15 protein-coding genes are annotated in these 12,996 nt (G+C 38.5%); 3 read left to right on the plus strand and 12 right to left on the minus strand.

Features of this window, described 5'->3' with window-relative positions:
- Positions 1-16 precede the first annotated feature (16 nt).
- Entirely contained in the window at positions 17-460 is a 444-nt protein-coding gene (locus AC3WSK_RS07740; protein WP_079562004.1) for a MarR family winged helix-turn-helix transcriptional regulator, read from the minus strand.
- A gap of 98 nt (positions 461-558) precedes the next feature.
- Positions 559-1,179 (minus strand): sporulation-specific diadenylate cyclase CdaS, encoded by a 621-nt coding sequence (gene cdaS / locus AC3WSK_RS07745; RefSeq protein WP_427483755.1) that lies wholly within the window; start codon positions 1,177-1,179, stop codon positions 559-561.
- A gap of 230 nt (positions 1,180-1,409) precedes the next feature.
- Here cdaS and AC3WSK_RS07750 point away from each other — a divergent pair, with 230 nt between their 5' ends.
- On the plus strand, positions 1,410-1,838 hold the full coding sequence (locus AC3WSK_RS07750; protein ID WP_492412187.1) for a hypothetical protein: 429 nt from the start codon (positions 1,410-1,412) through the stop codon (positions 1,836-1,838).
- A 43-nt stretch (positions 1,839-1,881) separates the two neighbouring features.
- Here AC3WSK_RS07750 and AC3WSK_RS07755 read toward each other — a convergent pair whose 3' ends face one another.
- A complete protein-coding gene (locus AC3WSK_RS07755; RefSeq protein WP_492412185.1) occupies positions 1,882-2,112 on the minus strand; it encodes an acyl-phosphate glycerol 3-phosphate acyltransferase in 231 nt (76 codons plus the stop codon).
- A 517-nt stretch (positions 2,113-2,629) separates the two neighbouring features.
- On the opposite strand from AC3WSK_RS07755, the gene AC3WSK_RS07760 reads away from it, so the two are divergent.
- Positions 2,630-2,968 (plus strand): hypothetical protein, encoded by a 339-nt coding sequence (locus AC3WSK_RS07760; RefSeq protein WP_427483757.1) that lies wholly within the window; start codon positions 2,630-2,632, stop codon positions 2,966-2,968.
- A gap of 211 nt (positions 2,969-3,179) precedes the next feature.
- Here AC3WSK_RS07760 and AC3WSK_RS07765 read toward each other — a convergent pair whose 3' ends face one another.
- Positions 3,180-4,610, minus strand: coding sequence for a DHA2 family efflux MFS transporter permease subunit (locus tag AC3WSK_RS07765; RefSeq protein WP_427483758.1), 1,431 nt, complete (start codon positions 4,608-4,610; stop codon positions 3,180-3,182).
- Between the two features lie 169 nt (positions 4,611-4,779).
- On the opposite strand from AC3WSK_RS07765, the gene AC3WSK_RS07770 reads away from it, so the two are divergent.
- Positions 4,780-5,313 carry a TetR/AcrR family transcriptional regulator gene (locus AC3WSK_RS07770; RefSeq protein WP_427483759.1) on the plus strand — a complete coding sequence of 178 codons (534 nt, stop codon included), beginning with the start codon at positions 4,780-4,782 and terminating at the stop codon, positions 5,311-5,313.
- A 129-nt stretch (positions 5,314-5,442) separates the two neighbouring features.
- On the opposite strand, the gene rnz is transcribed toward AC3WSK_RS07770, so the two are convergent.
- From rnz to AC3WSK_RS07810, 8 genes are all read right to left on the minus strand, one after another.
- Positions 5,443-6,375: a ribonuclease Z gene (gene rnz, locus AC3WSK_RS07775; RefSeq protein ID WP_427483760.1), complete on the minus strand. Its 933-nt coding sequence runs from the start codon at positions 6,373-6,375 to the stop codon at positions 5,443-5,445.
- 99 nt (positions 6,376-6,474) lie between these two features.
- Positions 6,475-7,311 carry a class I SAM-dependent methyltransferase gene (locus tag AC3WSK_RS07780; protein WP_492412179.1) on the minus strand — a complete coding sequence of 279 codons (837 nt, stop codon included), beginning with the start codon at positions 7,309-7,311 and terminating at the stop codon, positions 6,475-6,477.
- Positions 7,308-8,807, minus strand: coding sequence for a cobyric acid synthase (locus AC3WSK_RS07785; protein WP_492412177.1), 1,500 nt, complete (start codon positions 8,805-8,807; stop codon positions 7,308-7,310). Before AC3WSK_RS07785 ends, AC3WSK_RS07780 begins: the two co-directional genes overlap by 4 nt.
- Positions 8,808-9,077: 270 nt before the next feature.
- The gene (locus tag AC3WSK_RS07790; RefSeq protein WP_492412175.1) at positions 9,078-9,614 is read right to left on the minus strand and encodes a cob(I)yrinic acid a,c-diamide adenosyltransferase; all 537 of its coding nucleotides are present in this window, start codon (positions 9,612-9,614) and stop codon (positions 9,078-9,080) included.
- 14 nt (positions 9,615-9,628) lie between these two features.
- Positions 9,629-10,189: a nitroreductase family protein gene (locus AC3WSK_RS07795; RefSeq protein WP_492412173.1), complete on the minus strand. Its 561-nt coding sequence runs from the start codon at positions 10,187-10,189 to the stop codon at positions 9,629-9,631.
- A 39-nt stretch (positions 10,190-10,228) separates the two neighbouring features.
- Positions 10,229-10,996: a uroporphyrinogen-III C-methyltransferase gene (gene cobA, locus AC3WSK_RS07800; RefSeq protein WP_492412171.1), complete on the minus strand. Its 768-nt coding sequence runs from the start codon at positions 10,994-10,996 to the stop codon at positions 10,229-10,231.
- Positions 10,993-11,631, minus strand: coding sequence for a precorrin-2 dehydrogenase/sirohydrochlorin ferrochelatase family protein (locus tag AC3WSK_RS07805; protein ID WP_492412169.1), 639 nt, complete (start codon positions 11,629-11,631; stop codon positions 10,993-10,995). The genes cobA and AC3WSK_RS07805 overlap by 4 nt, the downstream gene beginning before the upstream one ends.
- Positions 11,624-12,991: a cobyrinic acid a,c-diamide synthase CobB gene (locus AC3WSK_RS07810; RefSeq protein WP_492412167.1), complete on the minus strand. Its 1,368-nt coding sequence runs from the start codon at positions 12,989-12,991 to the stop codon at positions 11,624-11,626. Before AC3WSK_RS07810 ends, AC3WSK_RS07805 begins: the two co-directional genes overlap by 8 nt.
- Positions 12,992-12,996 lie beyond the last annotated feature (5 nt).

Below are 12,996 nucleotides of genomic sequence, written 5' to 3' on the forward strand. Positions count from 1 at the left end.
GATGTTGCAAAAAAAATCACGCTGGGGGTAATTTTTTTCCACGACTATGCTTCTCTAATTTTGACATTAGTATATTTAAATTTTTCATTTCTTCTTCTGTTAATACTTCTTCAAAAAATGAAGATTGAAACTGTAGCTGACTTGGTGTTGCCTCATCAATCATTTGCTCGCCTTTAGCTGTGAGCGAAATTGTTTTAGTCTTCCAATTTTGCTTGCGTTCAATAAGTCCATCTTTTTCTAGACGAGCAAGCATTCGAGACATTCCACCTTGCGTCACTGTCACTTTCTCTGCTAACTGCGATTGCGTTAACGGTGCATATGTCTTTATTTGTATTAGGACATCAAACTGTGCAGTCGTTAAGTCAAAGCGCTTTAAAAACTCATTAGATAGCTGGTTGCTTTGATTGGTAAAGCGCATCATCCGAATCCATGTCAGTGATCCGAGTGTGTGTTTTCGCATGCTTCCTCCCCCTCTCAATCATCACTTTACCACGCAAGTGATAAACAAGCAAGGAAAATATCTCGAATCCAAGATATTATATAGTGTGAAGCTTCACACTATATAATGCCATGCGTCGTAATCGGATATAAGTTTCCTTTAAAGGCAAAAGAAATTCTCCCTGTTTCTTCAGACACTACCATAACAAGCGCATCACTTACTTCACTTAATCCTAATGCTGCTCGATGTCTAGTGCCTAATTTCTTTTCCCCCGTATGTCTGTCTGAAAGTGGCAAAACATTTGCTGCTGAATCAATTAGATTTTGGCTTATTAAAACTGCGCCATCATGCAGTGGATTTCCAGGAAAAAAAATAGATTCTATTAGGGAATGCGTTACTTCTGCGCCAATATGAATACCCGGCCGGATTAGGGTTGCTAGAGAATCCTCCCGTTCAATCACAATTAGTCCACCATGTCTCCTTGTAGACATATTTTGTACGCAATGCGAAAGCTCAGGATATTTTTCAGTAAACGGAGAAAGATAGCAATTTAAATAAAATGTTGCAGCTTTCATTTCAATCGCTACAAATTTTTCTTTAATTTTTTCAAAGTTCCCAAGAAGACAATTTGTATCAGTATCCATCGCTTCTACGCTTTGCTGTAATGAATGAATGACATGCAGAAGCTCTTCCTTTAAAGTTTGTTTCATTGGTGACATATCGCAATTAGTTGGATCCACAAAAACACCCCCCTTTTCAAATTTTTTATGTATTTTTTTAGTTTCTCTAGATGGAATTATTTTATTCGTCTTGGATTTCATTATGTCAATTTTTCTAAAATAATTGTTTCCGAAAATGTGATGAGGAATCGTGTAAATAACTTTACTTTTCAATTTTTTCAAATCTATTCAATATTCCCATTTTTTTATTTTATAATTAAATTAAAATGATTACTTATTGGAGGTGCTTTTTGAAACGAATTACGTTGTTGTCGTTTTTACTTTTACTTATGATTTCCCCATCTGTGCAAGCACTATCTTGGGCTTATCCTTTCGTCGTTTGGAAAGGAAACGTTTATGAAGTTAAAAGAGAAGAATTAATTGAAGATAATAAAATCGGTAAAATTATAGGAGAAGTAAAGACCAAGCCAAATAATATGACAGGAAATTATTACGGAAATTCCTCAAACTATTACCCAAAAGGGACAAATTATTATGAAATAAAAGGGGTATCCACTTCCAGCGCAATTGCAGTAAAAGAAGATCGTCACTGGGTGAAAGCTGTTTTTGTTCATAGAGCCCCTTTTCACATAATGAATATAATTTCTAACATTTACTTCATATCAATTGTTATTCTATTTGTAATTGGTGTTATATTATTCAGAAATAAAAAATTCTAAAAGTGTATCCATTAACTTATCTATTGAATACACTTTTTTTACCTTACATTTGTCCAGAACGAATTTTCTTAATAATGCTAAATGTTGTGTAGGCAGCAGCCGGCGCAAGCACAAAAATAAAAATAAGCCAAACATTTAAGTTGTCCGTAGCTTTTAGCGTGTCATAATTAGTGATAACAAAAAAGATAAGTCCAAATAATAATAAATAGCTCAGTACATTTGGAAAAATAACAATTAAACGCAATAGTGCTGGTGGCATTTTTTGCTGATTCATATTAATCCACTCCCCTTTAGTCAATTATACGAAAATCTACTACTTACTGCATCACTTTTCTCCAATATTCTAAATCTTCATATTATATTTTCCTCTACATTCTATTTGCTCTTTTTTCACTTGATAGGTTGAGACAATGTAAGTTAATTATAAAAATAGGCTGTTTTCGAAAAGGGTGTTGCTATTATTTTTTAGCAAAAAGAGGCTCCTTTATTGTTGCTTTGGAACAGTTATCTGAAGTAGTAATAAATGAAATTGGAAATGGCTCATTTAAGTTGAAATTTTTTAATGGGCAAGTTAAGGAATTTGAGTTTGAAGAAGAAACAAATTTGGAACAAGTTGCATTAATTTTTTATCCAATACAAGTGAAACATATCGATTTTTAGGGTAGTAGTGTTTCAACTAATGTGAGCGTTGATCTAAGAAGGATTAACGCTCTTTTTTTAACTATTATTATACTAACCAAGCAGGTAGTTCAAGAATGAGACTTGAATATCGAAATTAAAGAGGTGAAATTGTGAAGGTTAAACATTCTATTTTCATTATATTTATATTTTCTATTCAGGTTATTGCAGGCTGTTCTTCAAGTGCTGACTGGAATTCATCATTTGTTATTTGGGATGGATATATTTACGAAATCAGTGAAGAATATGTAATTGAAATAAATGAAGAGATTGGTCAAGTTACCAAGCATTCGGATAAGGAAGGGACTTACCCAGGAAACTTTTCAAATAAGTACAAGAAGGGGACTAAGTATTATTCGATAGAAGGCATTAATACGGATGAAGCGATTGCTATTGAGGAGGATGGAAAGTATCGAAAAGCAATTAGAAATGGAAAATATAGAGAAAAGTAATTTTTCTTCTTAAACAAAACGGGTGCTTTTATTTTAGAAAATAACGATACAAGAAGCAACCATCTTTGAGAAAACAGCCTGAAAATAAGAGCCTTGCTACATAATTGTAGTAAGGCTCTTTATCATTAGTATGAAATTAAAATGCAACAAGCCTCACCAAGTTGACTTCTGAAGTAAAACAACTAAACTCCATTCGTTGAAATATATACAATCACAAACTATTGTTTACTCTTTTTTTAGATGGAACAAATAAAGTTAAAACAAATGCGAGTATCGCTAAGATTGTCATGAAATAATAAGCATCACTTGAACCTAAAATGGAAGCAAGCGTACGTATACCTTCAGCCGTGGCATTCGGTGTTCCTACTAGCAATGTTTTTGCATGGTTTGCCGTTTGTGCTGTAAAAATTGTAATGACGACAGCAGATCCAATAGCACCTGCAATTTGTCGTAATGTATTATTCACTGCTGTACCATGTGTGACAAGTGTTTTAGGTAAGGCATTCAAACCAGCTGTGTTCAACGGCATTGTGATAAAACTCAACCCTATACGTAGAAAAATGGTACGTATCATTAAAAAGCTAAATGTTGTTGTTTCTGTTAAATCTGTTACAACCCACATGGAGGGAATGACAAAAATCAAACCAATAATAAATAACGGTTTTGCACCAAAGCGGTCATACATTTTCCCTGTCACTGGAGACATAAAGGCATTTACAAGAGCACCCGGTAATAATAATAAACCTGCATCTAATGCCGTAAACCCTCTTCCATTTTGTAAATATATCGGTAATAAAATCATATCCGCATACATCATCATTGTGACAATAATGTTGATGATGGACGTTAGCGTAAATACTTTATTTTTAAAAACGGATAAGTTAAGAAGTGGATCAGAAGATTTCATTTGTCGAAGACAGAATAATGCAGTAGTCATTATCCCCACAAGTATAGTGACGATTACAATGTTATCATCCCAGCCATGGCTACCTGCATTACTAAAACCATACAAAATAAGACCAAAGCCAATTGTTGATAAAATAACACTCATTACATCTAACTTCGTATTTGCAGTTTCTGAAACATTAATTAAATATTTCATTGCCATGAATATAACGATCACGACAAATGGAATTATCCCGATAAATAACCAACGCCATGAATAATAATCTATAACGAAGCCTGCTAAAGTTGGTGCAATGGCTGGAGCGAAAATCATAGCAAGCCCAATTAACCCCATCATACTGCCTCTTTTTTCAGGAGGGAAAATAAACATGACGATGCTCATTAGCAATGGCATAATAATTCCTGCTCCAACCGCTTGAATCATACGACCTATTAGTAAGGTTGTGAAGTTCGGAGCTACCGCACAAAAAATAGAGCCTACTAATAAAAACAGCATTGAACTGATAAATAATTGGCGAGTTGAAAAACGTTTCATTAAGTATGCTGTAATAGGGACTAGCACCCCGTTTACTAACATAAAACCAGTAGCTAACCACTGTACGGTTGTAGCAGAAACGGAAAAAACGCCCATTAAATTACTCAATGCAACGTTTAACAGCGTTTGATTAAGAGTAGATAAAAAACACCCGAAAATTAATACTGTTAATAATACTTTTTTATTTATTGATTCCGACATTTCATTCTGCCTCTTTCTACTTGTTTTATTAACACAATGTCAATAAAATAGATAATAACACGTTTATTTTTTCATTCCTATTTACAATTTTTCAAGAAGTGTCAATTAAACAACAAAAATAAAAATACTATTAATTAAATTTGTATTTAATAGATAAAGGAGAATGAAATTGACCATACAAAAAAAGCAAGACCCACGAGCAATTCGCTCTAAACGAGTCTTTAAAGAAGCTGTCGTAGATATATTAATTGAAAACCCCGATATTTCGAAACTTACAGTACAAAAAATAGCCCAACGTGCAGAGTTAAATCGAGCAACTTTTTATTTACATTTTGTCGATATAAATGATTTATTAAAACAAGTTGTTTACGATATTTTCGACGACTTGTTGTCGAAAATGTCTCCGTCTTTACAAATTGATAATTTGAATAATCAAGAACAACTAATTACGTTTTTAGATTATTTTTATAAGCATAGGAAAATTTTAGCTGTGCTATTTGAGCACCCTGGTTTCATTAAAAAAATGCATATGACATTAAAGGACTTGATTGTCATACAACGTAAAAGTGAAGGTGCTGATAGTACACTATCAATGGATATTCTCGCCTCTTCAATACTTGGGATCCTTATGTGGTGGCTCAGAAATGGGGTTCATTTTAGCTCCGAGTATATAGCAAATCAAATCGTTGAATTATATCGATAAAAAGGTCTCATTTAAAGTACACCTATTCTGCCCATGCTTTTGCAGAAAAAACTTTGCTAAATAAACATAAAAGTAGCTTTTAAATGAAGTGTCATTTAAAAGCTACTTTACGTTTTTGGATGAAAGAAGTTAAATTAACTTATTGTTATTCCATGTAAATACTGTTTGATCGGATGTAAGGAAGGTTTGTGGGAAAATCTCCTGTGCATCTGCTAAAAATTCCGGTAAATCATGTGGTAAAAAGCGTGCACTTAAATGGTTCAGAAGTAAATAGTTTGCGCCTGCTTGTTGTGCCACCTTAGCCGCTTCAACATTCGTAGAGTGTCCATAGCTCGCTGCTAAATCTGTCGTAGTGCCATCAAAGGTCGCTTCATGAATAACGATATCTGCTCCATTAGCTAATGAAACAGCCTCTGGACAGTATTTTGTATCGCCTAATATCGTGAGCGTAAAGCCTTTTTTCGGCGGAGCAACGACATCTTTTGCATAAACAATTGTGCCATCTGCAAGCCCAATATCTTTCCCAGCTTTTAGTTGTCCTAACATCGGGCCTTTAGGAACACCTAGAACCTGTGCTTTTTCCATTAACAATTCACCAGGTAAATCTTTTTGTTCAATACGGTAGCCAAAGCATGGAACTACATGTCGCAATTCACTTGCACTTACTGTGAAGTGTGCATCCTCATAAATAACACCTTCATGGACTTCAACAAATTGTAATGGATATGTTAAATGTGTCTTTGATAAGGCTAAGGTTTGCTCAATCCATTGCTGTAAACCTTGAGGGCCAAATATTGTTAATGGTTCATCCCCACCTTGAAATGAACGAGAGCTTAAAAAGCCAGGTAGTCCAAAAATATGGTCACCATGTAAATGTGTAATGAATATTTTCGTTACTTTACGTGGCTTTAACGATGTGTGCAAAATTTGATGTTGAGTTGCCTCTCCACAATCAAAAAGCCACATTTCCCCCAATTCATCTAAAAGCTTTACCATTAGGGCACTTGTATTTCGTTCCTTTGAAGGCATTCCTGCGCCTGTTCCTAAAAAATGTAGTTGCACATATGCCACCTCACTTCTATATCTATATCGCTTTATTGTACCCTATCGCTCCCAATAAAAAAAACCTTTGGTCACTAGTTTTGTCCAAAGGTTTAATAATTATTTCGGCTCCCATGTTACGAGTGCAGCATGGAAATCATGTCGATAATAATAACGTCCATTCTTTTCTTCAATAAACGGCATAAGCGACTCCTCGATATGCGCTCTATTAAAATCAGTATTTAATATTTTTTTACTTTGTGTTGTTACAAGCTGCTCATAGCTGTCATATTCATATACTCGTTCTAATGGGATGATTTTGCATTCGGCATAAATATCCATTTCATACAGCAAATTTAAAAATTCTATATAATCTCTTCGCGGAAATTTAATATCGTAGCCATACTTTTCGTATAAAATTTCATAATGGGGTTGAATCGGCCCTGTCGTCATGCCAATAATTGCACGCTTTTTAGCTAGACGATTCATATGGTAAAGTGCTGATTTGATGTCATACATACGATAAAAGCAATTGACACCGATGACGATATCGTGCGCTTCTACTTCATCTTCAGCAAGGTTTTCCCATTTTGCATGAAGATAAGAAACATGTTGCCTATCTTCCATGCAATTTTCTAGATAGCTAAGGATACTTGCTGAGCTATCTACACAAGTTAGCTTTCGCACATGATCAGCAAGCGGAAATGTATAATTACCCCAGCCTGGACCAATTTCCAATACCGATTGCTCGGGTTGAATACTTTTTTTAATTTCGTGAAAAATTTTTGCAGCATAAGGATCTGTTTGTCCAACCTTTTTACGGGCGATGGATTGCGCCCAAAACTGCTCCTCTAATTGATCATTGACCATTCTTTCAGGCATTTGGCCATGCCAGTCTTTCATACCTTCCTGCCATAACGCCTCATAATCAATGGCTAACGGACCTTTTCTTGTCATACAGGTACCTCTAAATTCATAATTTCGTATACTTTTTTCATATCAAGATTCGCACGCACATGCTTTGCCAGCATATTGTATGCGTCTTCTCTACGTTCTGCGTCACTTTTTACATCACTTGGTAAAGCAGCGAGGCCTTTTTTCAAGCGAATGTCGTTGATGAGCTGGCGTGTAAAGGTGCGATTATGGAATAAGCCGTGGAAATATGTTCCGACCACTAATTCATCTGCACTTACTGCCCCATCTACGCGCCCATCTGCAAGCTGTAAAAATGGTGATACTTCATCGCGTAAAATTTTTGTACGCCCAAGATGAATTTCATAGCCAGTAAACGTATCCTGCCCTCTTGTTCCTGTCATTTGAACTGTCTTTTTATCGCCAACAAATACTGTTTCCATTGGCAATAATGCTAGGCCTTGCCCTGACTCGCCATTTCCTTCTACTGCTTCAGGATCTAGCAACGTTTCACCAAGCATTTGGAAGCCACCACAAATGCCAATAATTTTTGTCCCTCGTGCACGTAAATTAGCGATCGCTTGATCGAAGCCCTGTGCCTTTAACCAAGCTAAATCATCCATTGTACTTTTTGTTCCAGGTAAAATAAGTAAATCGGGAGTACCAAGCTCATTGACATTGCCGATTAAACGTACACCAACCTCTGGCTCATCGAAAAATGGATCCACATCTGTAAAGTTTGAAATGCGCGGCAAGCGAATCATGGCCACATCCACTGCAAACTCTCCAGGCTTAGGCTTTTTAAAGCGTAATGAAGATAATGCTAGTGAGTCTTCAGCCTCTATATTGACCTCTACATACGGTACAACTCCAAGGACAGGAATCCCCGTTTCACGTTCTACCCATTCAATGCCATCATCAAGTAACTCACGCATTCCTCTGAATTTATTAATAATCAGACCTTTTACACGTGCGCGTTCTGCATCGTCAAGTAATGCGAGCGTTCCAACAATCGATGCAAACACGCCACCTCGATCGATATCTGCCACTAGCACAACTGCAGCATCCGCTAGATGAGCCATGCGCATATTGGCTATATCACGGTCTTTCAAATTAATTTCTGCCGGGCTTCCCGCACCTTCCAGGACAATAACATCATATGTATTTTGTAAAGTTCGCACCGATTTTTCAACGATTGGCATCGCTTCTTGGACGAATTGATTGCGATAGCTCTTAGCGTCCATATTTAAAAAATGCTTACCATGAACAATCACTTCCGATACCATATCCTGCTTAGGTTTTAGCAATATCGGATTCATATCCGTAGTAGCGACAACACGTGCCGCCTCTGCTTGTACACCCTGTGCACGACCAATCTCCCCGCCATCTTGAGTTACAAACGAATTCAGGGCCATATTTTGCGATTTAAACGGTACTACCTTTAGCCCATCATCAGATAAAATACGGCAGAGCGCAGTACATATCATGCTTTTCCCTACATCAGAAGCCGTTCCTTGAATCATGATAGATTTTGCTGGCATAATCTTCTCCCCTTCCTTATTTTTTGTTGAAGCGCGGGTATTCCGCTTCGTTCCGCGGGTATTTCACCCCAAATCGCGGGTATTCTTCCTCGTTCCGCGGGTATTTCACTTCAAATCGCGGGTATTCCGCCTCGTTCCGCGGGTATTTCTCCAAAGCGCGGGTATTCTGCTCCGTTCCGCGGGTATTTCACCCAAAATCGCGGGTATTCCGCCTCGTTCCGCGGGTATTTCTCCAATACACAGGTAAGCCTCCGACGCGCTGCGCATCAATTAAAACTCTAAACCTTTAACTGCTGGTATGCCTTCGTCATAATAGTGCTTTGATGCATCAATTGTTGATACTAAATCGGCCATGTCCACAAGTGCTGGGTTGGCGCTACGTCCGGTTACTACTAAATGCATGGTAGATGGGCGCTGCTGAATGGCTTCGATGACTTCGGCTATTGGAAGCACATCATCGATTGGAAATTTTGTAATAGCAAGCGCATTGTTGAGTTCATCTAATACGAGTACATCAATACTGTCGTCTTGCAGGGCAGCCTTTGTTTTTTCCCATGCCTTTGCTAACGCAGCACGATGCTCTTCTGGTGTTTTTGTCCAAGTGAAGCCGATTCCCATTTGCTCCATTTCTACGCCAAGCTTACGAAGAGCAATCTGCTCTCCGTATGTACGCTCTGGTGATTTAATAAATTGCATGTAACGTACATTAAGTCCTCGACCAACTGCGCGCAATGTGACGCCGAGAGAAGCCGTTGTTTTGCCCTTCCCTTCACCTGTGTAAACTAAAAACAAGCCTTTTCTAGCCATTTTTCAAGCCTCCCTTAAAGCCATGTTGTTTTTTCTTCAGATGGTGTACGTTTCTTGTCTTTAAGCTCTTGCTCTTCTGGATAGCCAATAAAGATTGTTCCTACTACCTTTTGTGATTCACTTGCGCCAATGAATGTATGCATACGTGGATCATGAACAAGCCCTACACCACGTGTACGCCATACAAAGCCAAGCCCTAGTTCCTCTGCTGCAAGCCACATGGACATGATGGCGCTACATACAGCAAAAACATTATCTGCTGTCGCATCTGCATCGTCTTCTACAATATCTGCTGTCACAACAATGGCCACTGGCGTTGTTTGAACAACCTTTAACGAGCTCTCTACTAAATTAGGTTTAGTTGGGAATCGCTCTTGCAAATAAGCACTTGCCATTTCTTCATAGCGTCTCATCGTATCATCTTGAATTACATAAAAATGCCATGGCTCACGCATACGGTCATTTGGAGCATAAGTTGCTGCTTGTAGAATTTGCTCGATTTTCTCTTTTTCAACAGGCTGCGTCGTGTAATTGCGAATCGCTCGACGATTTTTTAAAGCCTCGATTACTGTCATGGTCTATTTCCTCCTTATGCGCAAATACGTTTTATTCCCTTATGAAAGGGCTAGTCCCTGTTCTTCAAACCATTGAATTTTCTCGCGTACATTGACGACTTCCCCAACGACAATCATGGAAGGATTATGATAGCCTTCTCGTTCAATAATGCTTGCAATTTCATCAAGCTGTCCTGTAATGGTACGCTGTTGCTCTGTTGTTCCCCACTCAATAACGGCGACTGGAGTAGTTGCTTTGCGACCATTTTCGATGAGCTTTTTAGAAATATAAGCAATATTACCGACACTCATATAAAAGGCGACTGTATCGATCCCTGTTGCAAGTGCAGGCCAATTTAAAAAGTCTTGTCCTTTTTCCTCACGGCCATGTCCTGTTACAAGAGCGAAACTTGTCGCAAAATCACGGTGTGTTACAGGAATACCAGCATACGCTGGGGCAGCAATTCCTGCTGTAATACCAGGTACGATTTCATAAGCAATGCCATGATTTTTTAAAATTTCCGCTTCCTCTGCACCACGACCAAAGACGAATGGATCGCCACCCTTTAAACGTGTGACTATCTTGCCTTCCTGCGCTTTTTCGACAAGTAATGTATGAATCTCATCTTGAATTAAGTGATGCTTACCAGGTAATTTACCACAGTACACAAGTTCAGCATCTTTTTTCGCAAACTCTAGTAAATTCGGGTTCACAAGGCGGTCATATGCAATGACATCCGCCTTTTGAATACATTCGAGCCCGTACACTGTAATGAGCTTCGGATCTCCTGGTCCAGCTCCAACTAAATACACTTTTCCGTCTTTCATCGCGCTACTCCCATCAGTATTTGTTGTAAAAATGCTTCACGTCTATCAATCTCTCCATTGCGTGTCCATTCTAGTAAGCTTGGTTCCAGTAATGCTTGTAAAGCAGTACGTCTTTCTGGACCTTTTTCAAAGTTCGCAGCAATCATTAAACGTGCTTGCTGCAGGAAGCATACATAGTCATCATAGACTTCATCAAATTGCTCTTCGAGGTCATCTTTAATTTTACGCGCTAGCGCTGGACTGGCACCTGACGTTGAAACAGTTAACACTAAAAGACCTCGGCGCACTGTTGCAGGCGTTATAAAGTCGCTTTCAGCCTGTGCATCAGCGCGATTGATGAGCTGCCAATGCTGGGCTGCTTCTTGTACAGCCTCATTTACGGACGTATCATTTGTTGCCGCAATAATGAGCGATGCATCATCTAAATCACGCGGTTCAAATTCTTTTTCATGCCAAGTAATTTGACCGGATTCCGCAAGTGGCAACAATGAGTTATCTAGAGTAGGGCTTACAACGACAATATTCGCTTTAGCCGGTAGTAGTGATGCAACCTTCTGTGTTGCAACGTGCCCCCCACCAACAATTACTACGGTTTTATATTCAATGTTAATGTGAATAGGAAAATAATTAGTCATGATTTTTCACCTTCTTACAAGCTGTTAACCAATTGTCAACTAGCTTTGGGTTCGATACAAAATGAAAATGGGTGTAGCCAGCTACTAAATTTCCTGCTTGGTAGCCCTCTTGTTTGTTACCAAAACGTCCCTTCGTTTCATAGGCAGGCGTATTGTGTGAGCCGCTATATTTTGAATAGTGGAATTCATGCCCCTTCGCTTCTTCATCCGTACCTATTAAAAAATTTTGTTGTGTGCCAAAAATTTCACGGTAACCGAGAGCTGCTAGCTTTGTTTGCATCGCTACTTCTCCAGGAATAACACCAACCATGTCATAACGGTCACCATTACTATTCGTAATAGCCTCCGTCAAATACATGAAGCCTCCGCATTCAGCTAATGTTGGTAGACCTTTGGCAACCGCTTCACGAATAGACTTTTTGACATCCGAATTTTCCGCTAAAATATCTGCAAATTCTTCTGGGAAGCCCCCACCTATATACAAACCGTCTGCTTCAGCAGGTACAGGCTCATTTGCAAGTGGTGAGAAAAATTGAAGCTCTGCTCCTTTTGCACGTAGCAGCGCCAAATTTTCTTCATAATAGAAGTTAAACGCGGCATCCTTTGCTACGGCGATGCAAATATTTTGAGATGGTTGTTCCGCAAATAGTTGCCCTGATTCTTGTAGAACAGGTGCCTTTGTTAATTCAAGCAATTGATCTAAATCAATGGTCTCTGCCATTAAAGAGCCTAGCTTATCAAAAAATGTATCGAGTTCTCCTCGTTCGATTGCAGGGACTAATCCTAAATGTCGACTAGGAATATCAATCCCTTGTTCACGCTTCAAATAGCCAATCACAGGAATACCGCACTCCTGCTCAATAGCAGCCTTTGCAATTTCATAATGACCGACACTACCGACTTGGTTGGCAATGACACCAACGATATTCGGTTGATCTGACAACATTTGAAAACCTTTCACAACTGCTGCTACACTTCGCGCCATACTTGCACAATTGACAATTAAAATAACCGGACTTTCTGTTACAACACTAATGTCTGCTGCAGAGCCAGCATCCGATAGTGGACTTTTGCCATCATAAAAGCCCATTACTCCTTCAATAATGGAAACATCAGCATCTTCACTTGCGCGCGCAACTATATCACGCACTGCTTCATGTGAAAACATCCAGCTATCGATATTGCGTGATACCCGTCCTGTAACAGCAGTATGATAAGTAGGGTCAATATAATCTGGACCACATTTAAATCCCTGCACAATTTTGCCCTTTTCTTGTAATGCTTCCATGAGTCCAATAGTAAAGGTTGTTTTACCAACTCCACTGCCAGTACCTGCAAGTACAAAACGATTTGTTTGCATAGGCT

It is taken from the genome of Lysinibacillus sp. EB271-A1-10B, from assembly GCF_058791335.1.